A 16,039-nucleotide genomic window follows, 5' to 3' on the forward strand; every position below is an offset into this window, starting at 1 on the left:
CCTCTTGTTTGATTTTTTCGTATATGTGAAAAGATATAAAGTCTACACATTATAGGATCGAAATGCAGATTCATGCCAAAACTGCTTTGTTAGGCTCTGACTGGGTTCAAAATGTGCGGATTGAAACGGATCAGGGCCGCATCAATCAGTTGCAGAAACAGGCCAAGGCGATGCCGGGGGACACGCAAGTAGATGTCCTTTTGCCAGCATTGGGCAATCTGCACAGCCACGCCTTTCAACGCGCCATGGCCGGTATGACCGAAACCCGTATGACCGGGCGTGAGAGTTTTTGGACGTGGCGCACGTTGATGTATCGTTTCCTCGATCAACTGACGCCCGAGCAGATCCAGGCCATCGCAGCGTTGGTCTTCATGGAAATGCAAGAGGCTGGCTATGCCTCGGTCGGCGAATTCCACTATGTCCATCACAAACCCGGCGGCGCGACTTACGATTGCGTCTCGGAACTCAGCCAGCGCATCTTTGCGGCGGCAAACCAGACGGCGATCGGGCTGACCCATCTGCCCGTGCTTTACACCTATGGGGGCGTCTCGCAAGAGCCCTTGTCAGGCGGGCAACTGCGGTTCGGCAATACCGTGGATCAATTCCTAAGACTGGTGGAAGATTGCCTTAAAGACCTGCCATTTCTTGACTCTCGTTTGGGCATCGCACCTCATTCCTTGCGCGCCACTTCTCCCGCCGATCTTTCCGAAGTACTGCGGGCAGTACCCCAAGGGCCAGTACACATCCACATCGCAGAACAACAAAAGGAAATCGCAGATGTACGGGCTGCGCTTGGACAGCGCCCGGTGGCGTGGCTGCTGGACAATGCTGAAGTAAACGCGCGGTGGTGCCTGATCCACGCAACCCACATGACTGACGCTGAGACCCGCGCCTTGGCCCGGTCTGGTGCAGTCGCCGGGCTGTGCCCGATCACCGAGGCCAATCTGGGCGACGGCATTTTCAACGGCGCAACCTATGTTGCCGAAGGTGGGCAATTCGGCGTCGGATCAGACTCTAATATTCGGATTTCCTTGCCCGAAGAGTTGCGAACACTGGAATATTCGCAACGGCTCCGCGATCATGAGCGTGCGGTTCTGGTGAACGGCGAAGGCTCGGTCGGGCAGGCGCTGTACACAGGGGCTGCGCAGGGCGGCGCACGCGCGCTTGGGCGCGACGCGGGCGAGATTGCCGAGGGCAGGCTTGCGGATCTGGTTGCCATCGACCGAAGCCATCCGACGCTCTGCGCCCTGACCGACAATCAACTACTAGATGGTCTGTGCTTTGCCACCCCCGACGGTTTGGTTACCGATTTATGGAGCGCCGGGCGCCATGCGGTGAAACAGGGCCGTCACATCGCACGAGATAAGATCATTGCCGACTACCGATCCGCGATTGCGGGTCTGTTGGCCTCGGTCTAAAGGAGCGACGCGATGGCTCAATCAAACGAGACAACCAGCTACAAAGACATCAAACAGACCGTTCTGGCGCGCATTCGGTCGGGCAAGTGGCAGCCTGACTCGCTTTTACCAAACGAGCAGGAGCTTGCTGCTGAGTTTTCCTGCACCCGCACCACGGTAAACCGCGCCATGCGGGAACTGGCCGAGGAAGGCTATCTGGAACGCCGCCGCAAAGCCGGAACCCGGGTGCTAAGCGCACCACAACGGCAAGCCCGCTTTACCATCCCAATGGTCCGGGATGAGGTAGCGGCGATGGGCGGCACCTATCGCTATGCGCTGGTCTCGGCTGATTCAGAAACAGCACCAGAATGGCTAAGGGCCCGCCTGGCCCTTTCGCCAAAGCAAAGCGTGGTGCATGTGCGTTGCATGCATTTCAACGGCAACACCCCGTTTCAGTACGAGGACCGCTGGATCGTCACAGCCTCGGTCCCGCAGGTGCAGCAGGCTGATTTCTCTGAAGTCGGTCCGAATGAGTGGCTGATCCAAACTGTTCCCTTTACCAATGTCGAGCTTAGCTTTCTTGCCAGCCGCGCCGATGCAACGGTTGCCGGGTTTCTGGACGTAACCGAAGGGGACCCCGTCTTTACCGGAGAGCGGATCACGTGGTTAGAGGGTCAGCCAGTAACCTTTGCCAAAATGTATTTTGCCGCCGGATATCGTATGACTACCGAATTCTGAACGAGTTTTGAATTTCCGCGCCAAAGGGCTTTACCCCCCTTTCAATCCGATACAGATTCAGCTCCGATTGAGCAGGCGCAAAAGGAATGACGATATGGCCAACCCGCTTTATGACCGACTGTTTGGCATTCATGCGGGCAAGGACACGCCGTTTCTTCATCTGCCGGACGGGCAGACCCTGACCCATGCTGCCTTTCTGGACATGACTGCGCAGATCGCCAATGCCCTGACGGGGTACGAACTTGAACCCGGCGACAGGGTGGCGGTGCAGGTTGAAAAATCGCCCGAAATGCTGGCGCTTTATGCGGCCTGCGCCCAGACCGGGTTGATCTTTTTGCCGCTGAATACAGCCTACACCACAACCGAGCTGCGCTATTTCATCGAAAACAGTGGGGCAGAACTCGTTGTCTGCGACGCGGCAAAAGAACAGGATCTTACGCCCATCGCTGCCGCCCAGAACGCCCGGTTAGAGACACTGAACGCCGATGGCTCTGGTAGCCTGATGCGGCGGGCGCTGGGGATGTTGCCTGCATTTGAACCAGTGAAGCGCACCGAAGACGACCTTGCCGCGTTCCTCTATACCTCGGGCACGACGGGCCGCTCGAAGGGCGCGATGCTGACACAGGCCAATCTGCTATCGAATGCCCAGACACTGGTAAAGGAATGGCATTTCACCAACGATGACATTCTGCTGCACGCCCTGCCAATTTTTCACACCCATGGCCTATTCGTGGCAACGAATGTGATGCTTGCGTCAGGCGGGTCGATGATCTTCCTGCCGAAATTCGATCTGGACGAGGTTCTGCGATGGATGCCTAAGGCGACGTCGATGATGGGGGTTCCGACCTTCTACACCCGCCTGCTGGGTGACGAGCGGTTTACAGGTGATCTTTCCGGGCACATGCGGCTGTTCATCTCGGGCTCGGCCCCGCTGCTTGCGGAAACCCATGAGCGGTTCGAAGCGCGTACCGGCCACCGCATACTTGAACGCTATGGCATGACCGAGACCAACATGAACACCTCGAACCCCTATGATGGCGAACGTCGCGCGGGCACGGTAGGTTTCCCGCTGCCTGGTGTCGAACTGAAGGTTACTGATCCGGAAACAGGCGCCGACCTGCCACAGGGTGAGATTGGCATGATCGAGGTGCGCGGACCCAACGTATTCAGCGGCTATTGGCAGATGCCCGAGAAAACCGCAGCCGAACTGCGTGAAGATGGGTTCTTCATTACTGGTGATCTGGGGCGCGTGGATGAGGATGGCTATGTTCACATCGTTGGGCGCGGCAAGGACCTGATCATCTCGGGCGGCTATAACATCTATCCGAAAGAGGTCGAACTGGTGCTGGATGATCAACCCGGCGTACTGGAAAGCGCCGTGATCGGCGTGCCGCACCCGGATTTCGGCGAGACCGTGTTAGGCATTCTGGTGCCCAAACCGGGCGAGGCACTGAACCCGGACGCCATCCTGACCAATGTCCAGAACGTGCTGGCCCGCTTCAAACATCCGCGCAAGCTGATCGTGGTTGACGAGCTGCCCCGCAACACGATGGGCAAAGTGCAGAAAAACGCACTGCGCGAAACCTACGAATCCCTGTTTACAAAGGGTTAGGCGTCAGCGGAACGCGTCCCGTCCGGGTCAAAAGCCAGCAATCCCGCCCTTCGAATACGGCCACCGCCAAAGACCGGCCATAACCCGCGCCCGCATCCAGATTGATCCGGTTGCCGCAATGTTCGGCCCGGTCGCACGGCGTATGCCCGTGGACAACCAGCCACGGATGCGGACCGGTCTCTTGCAGAAATTCGTGGCGAATCCAGACCAGATCGTCTTCGGCCTGTTGTTCCAGAGGGATACCGGGGCGGATACCGGCATGGACGAACAAAAGATCGCCTTCGCGATGATACAAAGGCAGCGCGTTGACAAAATCGATATGCGCAGGCGGAACAGCCGCACAGGCGCGCTGAATGACCTGAAAAATGCGGTCATCGTCAGATACCTCGACCCCGTAGGACGCCAGCGTTTCAACACCCCCCAAACGCGGATGCAGCCAGTTGAGCATGATCGGCAGGTGTTTGTCCGCGATTTCGCCGTCTTGCACAAAGCGCGCCATCATCCGGTCATGGTTGCCTTTGACCATAATCCAGTTTCTGCCCGCGCGCTGCCCTTCGATCAGCAGGTTCAGCACGCCGCTGCTGTTTGGTCCGCGGTCCACATAGTCACCCAGAAACACCACGCGGGCATCTGGCCCTCCGTCCTGCTCAATCAGGTGAAGCGCATTTTCCAGCATGTCTAGCTGACCGTGGATATCGCCAATGGCGTAAAGCGGAGAAGTCATGAAATACCTTCGAACAAGCTGTATTTCTTTGTGGTGTAAACCGGCGACCGGCAAAAGAAAACGCCCGCACCGGGGGTGGCGCGGGCGCGAAATGACGCGGAGTATCAGTACCGCTTAGGCAACGTCAAACTCCAGAGGCTTGATCTGCTTGAACAGCCCGGTTTCCGCCAGCTTGGCCCGCGCCTCTGCCGGAACAGGTTCATCGACATAAAGCAAGGCGATTGCCTCGCCGCCCGCCTCGGTTCGACCAAGGGTAAAGTTCGCGATGTTCACACCGTTGTCGCCCATGGTCTGACCCAGCGCTCCGATGATGCCCGGCACATCTTCGTTGGTGGTGTAAAGCATGTGCGCGCCCACCTCGGCGTCGATGGTGATGCCCTTGATCTGGATAAAGCGCGGCTTGCCATCGCTGAAGACTGTACCGGCAATCGAACGCTCACGCTTTTCGGTCACCACGGTCACCTTGATATAGCCGTCGAACGTACCGGACTTGTCTTGATTGGTGGTCGAGATCTGAATCCCACGTTCTTTTGCGACCACGGGGGCCGAGACCATGTTCACCTCGGGGTTAAACTTTTTCATGATCCCAGCGACAACAGAGCAGTTCAGCGCAGCAAGGTTCATCTTTGCCGCGACACCGTCATACAGAATGTTGATCGCCTTGATTGGCTCATCTGTCATCTGGCCGATGAAGCTGCCCAGATGCCCGGCCAGCTTGATCCACGGCCCCATCACTTTGGCCTCTTCAGCGGTCACACTGGGCATGTTCAGCGCGTTTTCAACGGCCCCGGTCAGCAGGTAGTTCGAGATTTGCTCAGCCACCTGCAGGGCCACGTTTTCCTGCGCTTCGGTCGTTGCCGCCCCCAGATGCGGCGTGCACACCACGTTGGGCAGGTTGAACAGAGGGTTGTCTTTGGCCGGTTCTTCGCTGAACACATCAAAGGCGGCACCAGCGACATGGCCCGATTGCAGCATCTCGGCCAGTGCTTCTTCGTCCACCAGACCGCCGCGGGCACAGTTTACGATACGCACACCCGGCTTCGTCTTGGCAAGGTTTTCGCGGCTCAGGATGTTGCGGGTCTGGTCGGTCAGCGGCACGTGCAGGGTGATGAAATCAGCGCGCGAAAGCAACTCATCCAGTTCAACCTTTTCCACACCCATCTTCGCGGCTTTTTCTGCGTTCAGAAACGGATCGTAGGCGATGACCTTCATACGCAGGCCCAGCGCGCGTTCACAGACGATACCACCGATATTGCCCGCACCGATCACGCCCAACGTCTTGTTGGTCAGCTCGATCCCCATGAATTTGGACTTCTCCCACCTGCCCGCATGGGTCGAGGTGCTGGCCTCGGGGATTTGGCGTGCAACCGCAAACATCATCGCGATCGCGTGTTCAGCGGTGGTGATCATGTTACCGAAAGGCGTGTTCATCACGATCACGCCTTTTTTCGACGCAGCATCCTTGTCGATGTTGTCGGTACCGATGCCGGCCCGGCCTATCACCTTCAGCTTGTCCGCCTTTTCCAGAATCGTCGGCGTAACTTTGGTGGCCGACCGGATGGCAAGGCCGTCATACTGGCCAATCACCTCGGCCAGTTTGTCCTTGTCCTTGCCCAGGTCGGGCATGAAATCCACGTCGATGCCTCGGTCGCGGAAAATCTGAACGGCTGTTTCGCTGAGCTTGTCAGAGACGAGTACTTTGGGGGCCATATCTTTGGTCCTTGAATTATATGAAGGGTCCGGGCCTGTTCCGGCCCGATGCGCAAGATCAAGCGGCTTCGGTTTGCGCCGCGATTTCGGCCTCGAAAGCCCATGCGAGCCAAGGCAGCATCGTCTCGATATCCGAGGTTTCGACCGTGCCGCCGCACCAGATACGCAGGCCCGCAGGCGCGTCGCGATAGGCTCCGATATCCAGCGCGATGTTTTCGGCCTCCAACCTTTTGGCCACTGCCTTGGCGAAGGCTGCGCCATCCTTGATCCGCGCATCGGTGAATTTCAGGCAGACCGAGGTATTCGATTGCGTCGCGGCATCTTCGGCCAGGTTCGCGAGCCAATGATTCTGATCACAGAACGCATGTACGGCACCGGCATTGGCATCGGCGCGGGCGATTAGCCCCTGCAGGCCACCAACCGAGCGCGCCCAATCAAGCGCGAACAGATAATCCTCGACCGCCAGCATCGACGGTGTGTTGATCGTTGCACCAGTAAAGATACCGTCGATCAGCTTGCCACCTTTAGTCAGGCGGAAAATCTTCGGCAGGGGCCATGCGGGGGTATAGCTTTCCAACCGCTCCACCGCGCGGGGTGACAGAATCAGCATCCCATGCGCAGCTTCCCCGCCCAGCACCTTCTGCCAGCTGAACGTTGTCACATCCAGTTTGTCCCAGGGCAGGTCCATCGCAAACGCTGCGCTGGTCGCGTCACAGATTGTCAGACCCTGACGGTCATCTGCGATCCAGTCGCCATTCGGCACCCGCACGCCTGAGGTGGTACCGTTCCACGTAAACACAACGTCATTGGCGAAATCGACCGAGGCCAGATCAACGATCTGACCGTAATCGGCCGTTTTGACCTCGGCATCAATCTTCAACTGCTTGACCACATCCGTGACCCAGCCTGCACCAAAGCTTTCCCAGGCCAGCATTTCGACCTTGCGCTCGCCCAGCAGCGACCACATTGCCATCTCGACCGCGCCGGTGTCCGAGGCGGGTACGATGCCGATCTTGTAGTCTGCCGGAATGCCCAGAACCTCTCGCGTGCCCTCAATGGCCGCCTTCAGCTTGTCTTTGCCAACAGCAGCGCGGTGCGAACGACCCAGTGCGGCATCAGCCAGTTTAGACAGATCAAATGTGGGGGGTTTGGCACAAGGACCCGAGGAAAAACGCGGATTAGCTGGCCGCAGTTCAGGTTTGCGCGCGGCGTCGCGCGACGCCGTTTTTTCAATGCTCATCTGTATTACCCTTCCAGATACACGCCCCTCGTTGGGGAGGGGTGTCCCACGGTCAGAGGTATGAGGCGTTTGCGATTGCAGCAAGCGGAAAAGACGCTTCACTTGCAAAAAACGACAACTGAAAGGGGCGCAAATTGGAACACAGGTTTCCGATTGGCGAAAAAACCCCGCCAGTCTCTTGGCGGGGTTTGATGGTTTTATTCCGCTGCCTCTGCGTAGTCCTCCATTGGCGGGCATGTGCACACCAGGTTTCTGTCACCATATGCGTTATCGACACGGTTTACAGGAGACCAGTACTTGTCGACGCCCATTGAGCCCGGAGGAAAACACGCCTGTTCACGGGTATATGGGCGATCCCAGTCACCGACCAGATCGCGCACCGTATGAGGGGCGTTTTTCAACGGGTTGTTTTCCGCGTCGATCTTCCCGTCGATGATGTCCTGCGCTTCGGCTCGGATCGACAGCATGGCGTCGCAAAAGCGGTCCAGTTCGTCCTTGGGCTCTGACTCGGTGGGTTCCACCATCAGGGTACCAGCCACTGGCCAGCTCATCGTGGGGGCGTGGAAGCCGCTGTCGACCAGACGTTTCGCGACGTCATCCACGGTCACATGTGCCTCGGCGTCCAGCGGGCGGGTGTCGAGGATACATTCATGCGCCACGCGACCGGACTCGGAGGTATAAAGGATCGGATAAGCATCCTGCAGACGCGCCGCGATGTAGTTGGCGTTCAGGATCGCCACCTTTGTCGCTTGCGTCAGACCCGCGCCGCCCATCAAAAGCACATAGGCCCACGACACCGGCAGAATAGACGGTGATCCAAAGGGCGCGGCTGAGACTGGCCCCACCGCGGTGCCGTATTCGGGGTGGCCCGGTAAATGCTCGGAAAGATGCGCCTTTACGCCAATCGGACCCATGCCGGGACCGCCGCCGCCATGGGGGATGCAGAAGGTCTTGTGCAGGTTCAGGTGGCTGACGTCACCGCCAATGTCGCCGGGGCGCGACAGGCCGACCATAGCGTTCATGTTGGCCCCGTCGATATAGACCTGACCGCCGTGATCGTGAGTGATCTGGCAGACCTCTTGAACGGTGGTTTCGAACACGCCATGGGTCGAGGGGTAGGTGATCATGCAACCGGCCAGGTTGTCCGAATGCTTCTCGGCTTTGGCGCGGAAGTCATTCAGATCAATATTGCCATTCGCATCCGACTGCACCGGGACAACCTGCCAGCCCACCATCTGCGCCGAGGCCGGGTTGGTCCCGTGCGCCGAGGTTGGGATCAGGCAGACATTGCGGTGCCCTTCGCCGCGGGCGAAGTGATAGTTGCGGATGGTCAAGAGGCCCGCATATTCCCCCTGCGCGCCCGAGTTGGGCTGCTGGCTGATCGCGTCATAGCCCGTAATCTGGCACAGTTTTTCATTCAGATCGGCAATCATCTCGTGATAGCCCTGCGCCTGATCTTCGGGGCAGAACGGGTGGAGGTTGCCGAACTCGGGCCATGTGACCGGGATCATCTCGATCGTGGCGTTCAGCTTCATAGTGCAGCTGCCCAGCGGGATCATCGCCCGGTCCAGCGCCAGGTCGCGGTCAGCCAGACGACGCATGTAGCGGGTCATCTCGGCCTCGGCCCGGTTTTTGTGGAAAATCGGGTGGGTCAGATAAGGCGTCTCGCGCAGCGCATAGTCCGGCAGGCGGTACTGCTTGTTCGAACTGTCGTCTTTCTTTTCGATACCGAAGGCGCCCCAGACTGCCTCGATCGTCTCGGCGCGGGTCTGCTCGTCAAGGCTGATGCCGACGCGGGTCTCGCCCACTTTGCGCAGGTTGACGCCGCGCGCCACCGCAGCTTCCATGACGGTTTTCTGCAGGGGGCCGACCTCGACAGTGATGGTGTCGAAGAACACCTCGGGTTCGACCCTAAAGCCGTGCTCTTCCAGCCCCGCGGCCAGGCGCGAGGTCTTGCGGTGCACCGATTGCGCAATCGCCTTAATCCCGTCGGGGCCGTGATAGACCGCATACATCGAGGCGATCACCGCCAGCAGCGCCTGCGCGGTGCAAACGTTCGAGTTGGCTTTCTCGCGCCGTATATGCTGTTCACGGGTCTGCAACGCCAGCCGGTAAGCCTTGTTGCCACGGCTGTCGATGCTAACGCCGATGATCCGCCCCGGCATCGCGCGTTTCAGCTTGTCGGTGGTGGCCATATAGGCCGCGTGCGGGCCGCCATAGCCCATCGGAACACCAAAGCGTTGGGTCGAGCCGATGGCGATATCCGCGCCCATCTCACCGGGCGACTTGAGCAATGCCAGCGACAGGATGTCAGCCGCCACGATTGCAATGGCGTTGTGTTCGTGCAGCGCAGCAATCTCGGTGGTGAAATCGCGCACATGGCCGTGGGTGCCCGGATACTGGAAGATCGCGCCAAAGACCGCGCCTGCATCCAGCTGATCGGGGTCGGCCACCTGAACGTCGATGCCCAAAGGCTCGGCGCGGGTCTTGATCACCGCAATGGTCTGCGGATGGCAGTTGCGATCCACGAAAAAGGCCGCGTTATTAGCCTTGGACCGACCGCCGCGTTTGGCCATCGCCATTGCCTCGGCCGCGGCTGTGGCTTCGTCAAGAAGCGACGCGTTGGCCACGTCCAGACCGGTCAAATCGCTGACCATGGTCTGGTAGTTCAAGAGCGCCTCAAGCCGGCCCTGGCTGATCTCGGGCTGATAAGGCGTATAGGCTGTGTACCACGCCGGGTTCTCAAGAATGTTGCGCAGGATCGGCGCGGGCGTGGTGGTGCCATAGTACCCCTGACCGATCAGCGAGGTCAGAACCTTGTTCTTGCTCGCCACCTCTTTCATATGAAAGAGCGCATCGCGTTCTGTCATCGCCGGACCCCAGTCCAACGGTTCGGCCTGCCGGATTGCAGGCGGGACGGTGGCGTCGATCAGCTGATCCAGCGTCTTGAAACCAATCACCTTGAGCATGTCGCGCATCTCGGTCGGGCTAGGGCCGATATGGCGGCGATTGGCAAAGTCATAGGCTTCGTAATCGGTCAGTTTGAAGGCCATTGTTGCGCTCCTCAAAGAATGTCTCGCCCTGCCGCTCTGGTTGGAGCCTCCGGCGGGGATATTTTTTGCCAGATGAAGGGCGGATTCGCACAGGAACCCGCCATTGGATCAGCCGATGAAGGTTTTATAACCGTTCAGGTCCATCAAGTCTTCCAACTGAGCGGCGTTGCTCAGCTTGATCTTGTAAATCCAGGCGTTGCCCTCGGGGTCGTCGTTCAAAGCGGCGGGGTTGTCGGCCAATGTCTCGTTGACTTCGATCACTTCGCCATCAACCGGCGCATATATTTCGGAGGCTGCTTTGACGGACTCAATAACGCCAATCTCATCGCCCTTTTCAAATTCCTCACCTTCGTCTTTCTGTTCGACAAAGACCACATCGCCCAGCTGCTCGGCGGCATGCGCAGTGATGCCCAGAGTAGCAGTGTCACCTTCGACCTCAATCCATTCATGCTCTTCTGAGTAATAGGTTGCCATGTTGTCTTTCTCCTGACTTCAACGCTTGTAGTTCTGTTTGACGAAGGGCAGCGCCACGATCTGCGCTGGCAATGGCTTGCCGCGTACGATCAGGTTCACCGTCTCACCTGCCGCACTATGGTCGGCAGAGACGTAACCCATCGCAACCGGCCCACCGACCGTGGGACCAAACCCGCCCGAGGTGATCTGACCAATCGTATTCCCCTCAAGGGATTGCACTTCAACGCCCTGCCGCGCGGGCGCACGGCCCTCGGGTGCGATGCCCACCAACTTGCGCGCGGGACCTTCCGCCAGTTCCTTCTGAATACGCTCCGCCCCTGGGAAGCCCCCTTCTTCCCTGCGACGTTTCTGAATGGCCCATCCCAGAGAGGCCTCAACGGGTGAGGTGCTTTGGTCAATGTCATTGCCGTAGAGGCAAAGCCCCGCCTCAAGCCGCAGACTGTCGCGTGCGCCCAGACCGGCCGGGTCGCAATCCTCATGCGCCAGAAACGCGCGCGTAACCTCGATGGCTTTGCCCTCGGGGATCGAGATTTCAAAGCCATCCTCTCCGGTGTAGCCCAGGCGCGATACGCGGCACGCGACACCCATGATGTCGGCTTCGATGGTTTCCATGAACTTCAGATCGCGGGCCGCCGGGCAAAGGTCACCCACCACATCTTCGGCCTTTGGACCCTGCACAGCGACCAGAGCGCGGTCGAATATCTCGGTCACTTCGACGCCTTCCAGATTGGCCTTCATATGCGGAATGTCCTGATGACGCAGTGCTGCGTTGACCACGACGAAAAAGTGATCTCCGGCGTTCGATACGATCAGGTCATCCATGATTCCACCTTCGGGGTTGGTGAAAAACCCATATCGCGCCTTGCCTTCCTTCAGCGTCGCGTAGGCCTGCGGGCAAAGCGCCTCAAGCTTTTCGCCTACGTTTTCGCCCCGCAAGATCACCTGACCCATGTGGCTTACATCAAACACCGCCGCTTTGTCGCGGCACTGTTTATGTTCTCCCATAATGCCCATCGGGTACTGTACCGGCATCTCCCACCCGGCAAAGTCGACCATCTTACCGCCCAATTCAACATGAAGGTCATACAACGGTGTGCGGTTTGGTGCGGTCATCTTCTTAACCTTTCAATGCCGTTTGCAAAGGTTGCTGTGCGGGGCGCAGTGGCAGCTTTGACAGGCACCAAGGTTCCCGGGACGCTATTGCGAGTCAACAGGGTTTCCCCGGGCGCGGAAGCAGCTGGTATGCGGCCGCATGCAGCAATTTTGTATCGTATAGGAAACTTTTTTCCGTTAGGCAACACAAAAGGCGTACAGTGTTTTGCCGAATTCGCGCTGGGAGAACACTGTCGATTGACCGATTTGTGCCCGCACCCCGTCAAACGCCTCTGGTCCCTGCCCGAAACCTGCCCTAAGACGTCGCGCAAGAGGAACCGCGATGTCACACATTACACTGGTACGACACGGCCAGGCCAATACAACTGCCCGTGATGAAGAAAGCTATGACATGCTCAGCGATCTGGGTCATCAGCAGGCTCGCTGGCTTGGGGCGCATCTACAGGATACCGGTGCGCATTATCCGCGGGTCTACTGCGGAACACTGAAACGGCACGTGGAAACTGCCGCCAGCATGGGTCTGACCAACCCGATTCAGGACGCACGCCTGAATGAAATCGAGTATTTCACCATGGCGCAGCTTTACGAACAGCAGCACGGTGTAGCGGTTCCAATGGATCGTGAAGGCTTTGTCGAACACCTGCCCCGTACCTTTGAAGCCTGGGCCAAGGGTCAGATCACAGGCACGCCGGAAACGTTCGAAGCCTTCGAAACCCGCGTTTCCGCCGCGCTGCACGAGATCGGAACCGAGGGCGGGCCGGCCATTGTTGTGACGTCGGGCGGCCTCATCTCGATGGTGGTGCGGCAGGCGATGGGGCTGGATATTCCCGCAATGGCACGGGTGGCGCTTGCCATCATGAACACGTCGCTGCATCGGCTGCACCCGATCGGGGAACAGCTGAGCCCGGTACTGTTTAACGCCGTTCCCCACCTGGAAGCGCCCGATCGGCAATTCGCGCAAACGCATCTGTAAACCACCCCCGGAGACCCTGTTCATGCAGCTCTATTATGCTCCGCGCACGATCTCGGTTGCTGTCGCAATTGCCTTGGAAGAGGCCCGGTTGGACTATGAAGCCATCCGTCTTGATTTTGCACAGGCAGAGCAGGCCAAACCGGCCTATGCGCAAATCAATCCCAAAGGCCGCGTTCCGGCCTTGGCGGTAGAGGGCGGCATCCTGACAGAAACGGGCGCCCTGCTGGACTATGTAGCCGCGATCAAGCCCGAAGCACGGCTGGTGCCCAATGACCCGGTTGCAGCGGCCCGCATGCGCGAGGTTATGTACTACCTCGCCTCGACGATGCATGTGAACCACGCTCACAAGATGCGCGGCTCACGTTGGGCCGACGACGAGTCCAGTTGGATCGACATGGCGGACAAGGTGCCGCAGACAATGACCGCATCCTGCAAGTACATCACCTCGAACGGGTTGCGCGGGCCATTTGTGCTGGGTGAGGCCTTTTCGCTGGCCGATGCCTATCTTTATGTGGTTTGTAGTTGGCTCGAAGGTGATGGCGTTGACGTTGCGGCCTTTCCCAAGATTCTAGCCTTTCGCGCGGCGATGGAGGCGCGCGCCTCGGTTCAGGCTGTACGAGCCGCTGGAATGCTCTGACAAAAGGAAAACGCATGACACATCTCTGGGTCCGGGCAGAACAGCGCCCGAACGAGGAACGGGTCGGGCTGACCCCCGAAGGCGCCAAAGAACTGATCGCGGCGGATATCCGCGTCACGGTCGAAGACAGCACCGTCCGCGCGATACCGATTGAGGGATATAAGCAGGTCGGATGTGAAATCGTACCCGAAAACTCGTGGCCGGACGCGCCGTTGGATGCGATCATCTTCGGCCTCAAAGAACTGCCCGAGGATGGAACGCCTCTGCCCCACCGCCACATCATGTTCGGTCACGCCTATAAGGGCCAGCATTCCGGCCGCGCCTTGCTGGAACGGTTCAAGGCGGGTGGCGGTACACTGTATGACCTTGAATATCTAGTGGATGAAGATGGCCGCCGCGTTGCGGCCTTTGGGTATTGGGCGGGATACGCCGGGGCAGCCGTAACACTAAAAACATGGGCTGCACAACAACGGGCTGAGGAATGTCCCCCGGTCGGTGTCTACCGGGGCAAGGATGCGCTGAATGCCGAATTGCTGGCCGAATTGGATGCCACCAGAGTCGACCGTCCGCGCGCCATCGTCATCGGCGCGTTGGGTCGCGTGGGGACAGGTGCAGCCGATCTGTGCGAAGCCATGGGCGTAAAAGTCACCAAGTGGGATATGGCTGAGACCGCGAGTGGTGGGCCATTTCCCGAAATCCTTGATCATGACCTGTTCTTGAACTGCATTTTTGCAAGCCCCGGCACCCCTGTCTTTGTCCCGCGCGAGGCATTGACGGCGCCGCGCACCTTGACCGCAATTGGTGATGTGGCCTGCGACCCGGACAGCGACTACAACCCGGTCCCCGTCTATGACCGTGCAACGACATGGGACCAACCCGCCGTTCGCGTGGCAACCAACCCGGTTCTGGATGTAATGGCGATCGACAACCTGCCGTCAATGTTGCCGGTCGAAAGCTCGCAAGACTATGCAGCGCAATTGTTGCCCTCATTACTGACCCTGACCGATCTGGACAGCGGCGTCTGGGGTCGGGCAGAAGCTACTTACAAAACACATATCGAAGGGATCTGAGCGATGACGATTCACTGGTGTGGCACCGGCCTGTCGGCCATCCCCGGCCTGCGCCGTCTGATCGAAGGCGGGCACAAGGTCACCGTGTGGAACCGGACCGTCGACAAGGCGAAGACCGAGGTCGGAGACCTGACCGACGATATCCATGCATTTGATATCAAAGCGCTGGGCGCGGTGCTGGGCAAGGGTGATGTGATCGTTTCGATGCTGCCGGGCGACTGGCATGTACCTCTGGCCGAACTGGCGATTTCGAAAGAAGCGAGTTTCGTCTCGTCATCGTATATCGCGCCCGAGATGCGTGCGCTGGATAACAAGGCGCGTGAGGCCGGTGTCGCGCTAGTCAACGAGGTGGGTCTTGACCCGGGTATCGATCACCTGATGGCGCATGCCTTGGTGGACGACTACCGCGCCTCGGATGCGTTTGATCCGCAGAACCACCTTAGCTTTATCTCGTATTGCGGCGGTATTGCCAAAAACCCGAATCCGTTCCGGTACAAGTTCAGCTGGTCGCCGCTAGGTGTGCTCAAGGCGCTGCGGTCGCCGTCCAAGTCGATCCGCGACTACGCTCCGCTGGATGTGGCGCGCCCGTGGGATGCGATCACCAGCTACATCGCGCCGCTGCCTGCTCCGGAAAGCTTTGAGGTGTATCCGAACCGCGACTCGATCCCGTTTATGAAAGAGTACCAGTTCGAAGACCATTGGCCGGTCAAGGAATTCGTCCGTGGCACCTTGCGACTGAACGGTTGGGCAGAGGCCTGGTCGGATGTGTTTACCGAAATCGAGACCCTTTCCGGCCCCGAAGGCGACACGCGCCTGAAAGAAATGTCAGATCAGTTCTGGGCTGAAAACGCCTATGACGAGGGCGAACCGGACCGCGTGGTTCTATGCGTCGGGCTAAAGGCAGAAAAAGACGGCATCCCGGTCTGGCACAAGACCTACGTGATGGACGCATGGGGCGACGCGCGCGGCACAGCTATGGCGCGCCTGGTTTCAATCCCCGTCTCGCTGGCTGTCGAGGCGGTTCTGAACCGCGCCATCCCGGCGGGCGTCCATGCAGCCCCCAGAGACCCGAAACTGGTGCAGGACTGGATGGCTGAAATCGACACCTTGGCCCAACACCTGCAAGTGGTGGACCACACGGCGTGATCTCAGAGGAAAAGGCCTGTCCAGCACATCAGGGCAGACCTTTATCCCCGAGCGCAGCTCGGCTTTGTCGATGACGAGCTAAAAACATGAAATGGCCAGCGGTTTCGGCGCTGGCCACAATCAGGGTGGCGTCGAGGGGTCTGCAAATCCGA

General features: G+C 59.0%; 13 protein-coding genes. 7 read left to right on the top strand and 6 right to left on the bottom strand.

The annotated features are described in order from the left end of the window. Positions 1–62: 62 nt before the first annotated feature. From AC2FIT_RS03900 to AC2FIT_RS03910, 3 genes are all read left to right on the top strand, one after another. Complete coding sequence (locus AC2FIT_RS03900; RefSeq protein ID WP_496826821.1) at positions 63–1,418, top strand: formimidoylglutamate deiminase; 1,356 nt, start codon at positions 63–65, stop codon at positions 1,416–1,418. Between the two features lie 12 nt (positions 1,419–1,430). After that, positions 1,431–2,135, top strand: a complete 705-nt coding sequence (hutC, locus tag AC2FIT_RS03905; RefSeq protein WP_496826823.1) for a histidine utilization transcriptional repressor HutC — start codon at positions 1,431–1,433, stop codon at positions 2,133–2,135. 94 nt (positions 2,136–2,229) lie between these two features. After that, a complete protein-coding gene (locus tag AC2FIT_RS03910) occupies positions 2,230–3,747 on the top strand; it encodes a malonate--CoA ligase (protein WP_496826825.1) in 1,518 nt (505 codons plus the stop codon). Here the strand turns inward: AC2FIT_RS03910 and AC2FIT_RS03915 are convergent. The 6 genes from AC2FIT_RS03915 to gcvT form a co-directional block, all read right to left on the bottom strand. Beyond that, entirely contained in the window at positions 3,734–4,471 is a 738-nt protein-coding gene (locus AC2FIT_RS03915; RefSeq protein WP_496826827.1) for a metallophosphoesterase family protein, read from the bottom strand. The genes AC2FIT_RS03910 and AC2FIT_RS03915 overlap by 14 nt on opposite strands. Before the next feature lie 114 nt (positions 4,472–4,585). After that, on the bottom strand, positions 4,586–6,181 hold the full coding sequence (gene serA, locus AC2FIT_RS03920) for a phosphoglycerate dehydrogenase (protein WP_496826829.1): 1,596 nt from the start codon (positions 6,179–6,181) through the stop codon (positions 4,586–4,588). 58 nt (positions 6,182–6,239) lie between these two features. After that, positions 6,240–7,421, bottom strand: a complete 1,182-nt coding sequence (locus AC2FIT_RS03925; protein ID WP_496826831.1) for a phosphoserine transaminase — start codon at positions 7,419–7,421, stop codon at positions 6,240–6,242. A 197-nt stretch (positions 7,422–7,618) separates the two neighbouring features. After that, complete coding sequence (gene gcvP / locus AC2FIT_RS03930) at positions 7,619–10,474, bottom strand: aminomethyl-transferring glycine dehydrogenase (protein ID WP_496826833.1); 2,856 nt, start codon at positions 10,472–10,474, stop codon at positions 7,619–7,621. A gap of 108 nt (positions 10,475–10,582) precedes the next feature. Continuing rightward, on the bottom strand, positions 10,583–10,948 hold the full coding sequence (gene gcvH / locus AC2FIT_RS03935) for a glycine cleavage system protein GcvH (RefSeq protein ID WP_496826835.1): 366 nt from the start codon (positions 10,946–10,948) through the stop codon (positions 10,583–10,585). 18 nt (positions 10,949–10,966) lie between these two features. Further along, positions 10,967–12,061 carry a glycine cleavage system aminomethyltransferase GcvT gene (gene gcvT, locus AC2FIT_RS03940; protein ID WP_496826837.1) on the bottom strand — a complete coding sequence of 365 codons (1,095 nt, stop codon included), beginning with the start codon at positions 12,059–12,061 and terminating at the stop codon, positions 10,967–10,969. Positions 12,062–12,383: 322 nt separating this feature from the next. On the opposite strand from gcvT, the gene AC2FIT_RS03945 reads away from it, so the two are divergent. The 4 genes from AC2FIT_RS03945 to AC2FIT_RS03960 are packed head-to-tail and all read left to right on the top strand — an operon-like array spanning position 12,384 to position 15,887. Further along, complete coding sequence (locus AC2FIT_RS03945) at positions 12,384–13,034, top strand: histidine phosphatase family protein (RefSeq protein ID WP_496826839.1); 651 nt, start codon at positions 12,384–12,386, stop codon at positions 13,032–13,034. Positions 13,035–13,056: 22 nt separating this feature from the next. Next, a complete protein-coding gene (locus AC2FIT_RS03950) occupies positions 13,057–13,671 on the top strand; it encodes a glutathione S-transferase family protein (protein ID WP_496826841.1) in 615 nt (204 codons plus the stop codon). 14 nt (positions 13,672–13,685) lie between these two features. Further along, positions 13,686–14,741: a saccharopine dehydrogenase gene (locus AC2FIT_RS03955; protein ID WP_496826843.1), complete on the top strand. Its 1,056-nt coding sequence runs from the start codon at positions 13,686–13,688 to the stop codon at positions 14,739–14,741. Between the two features lie 3 nt (positions 14,742–14,744). Then, on the top strand, positions 14,745–15,887 hold the full coding sequence (locus AC2FIT_RS03960; RefSeq protein WP_496826845.1) for a saccharopine dehydrogenase family protein: 1,143 nt from the start codon (positions 14,745–14,747) through the stop codon (positions 15,885–15,887). Positions 15,888–16,039 lie beyond the last annotated feature (152 nt).

The organism is Ruegeria sp. YTSA135, from assembly GCF_059610165.1.

Excerpts from the sequence above, each read along its gene's own strand:
- hutC (WP_496826823.1), top strand. The coding sequence starts at position 1,431 with ATGGCTCAATCAAACGAGACAACCAGCTACAAAGACATCAAACAGACC.
- AC2FIT_RS03945 (WP_496826839.1), top strand. The coding sequence starts at position 12,384 with ATGTCACACATTACACTGGTACGACACGGCCAGGCCAATACAACTGCC.
- serA (WP_496826829.1), bottom strand. The coding sequence starts at position 6,181 with ATGGCCCCCAAAGTACTCGTCTCTGACAAGCTCAGCGAAACAGCCGTT.
- AC2FIT_RS03955 (WP_496826843.1), top strand. The coding sequence starts at position 13,686 with ATGACACATCTCTGGGTCCGGGCAGAACAGCGCCCGAACGAGGAACGG.
- gcvP (WP_496826833.1), bottom strand. The coding sequence starts at position 10,474 with ATGGCCTTCAAACTGACCGATTACGAAGCCTATGACTTTGCCAATCGC.
- AC2FIT_RS03915 (WP_496826827.1), bottom strand. The coding sequence starts at position 4,471 with ATGACTTCTCCGCTTTACGCCATTGGCGATATCCACGGTCAGCTAGAC.
- AC2FIT_RS03910 (WP_496826825.1), top strand. The coding sequence starts at position 2,230 with ATGGCCAACCCGCTTTATGACCGACTGTTTGGCATTCATGCGGGCAAG.
- AC2FIT_RS03960 (WP_496826845.1), top strand. The coding sequence starts at position 14,745 with ATGACGATTCACTGGTGTGGCACCGGCCTGTCGGCCATCCCCGGCCTG.
- AC2FIT_RS03925 (WP_496826831.1), bottom strand. The coding sequence starts at position 7,421 with ATGAGCATTGAAAAAACGGCGTCGCGCGACGCCGCGCGCAAACCTGAA.
- gcvT (WP_496826837.1), bottom strand. The coding sequence starts at position 12,061 with ATGACCGCACCAAACCGCACACCGTTGTATGACCTTCATGTTGAATTG.
- gcvH (WP_496826835.1), bottom strand. The coding sequence starts at position 10,948 with ATGGCAACCTATTACTCAGAAGAGCATGAATGGATTGAGGTCGAAGGT.
- AC2FIT_RS03900 (WP_496826821.1), top strand. The coding sequence starts at position 63 with ATGCAGATTCATGCCAAAACTGCTTTGTTAGGCTCTGACTGGGTTCAA.
- AC2FIT_RS03950 (WP_496826841.1), top strand. The coding sequence starts at position 13,057 with ATGCAGCTCTATTATGCTCCGCGCACGATCTCGGTTGCTGTCGCAATT.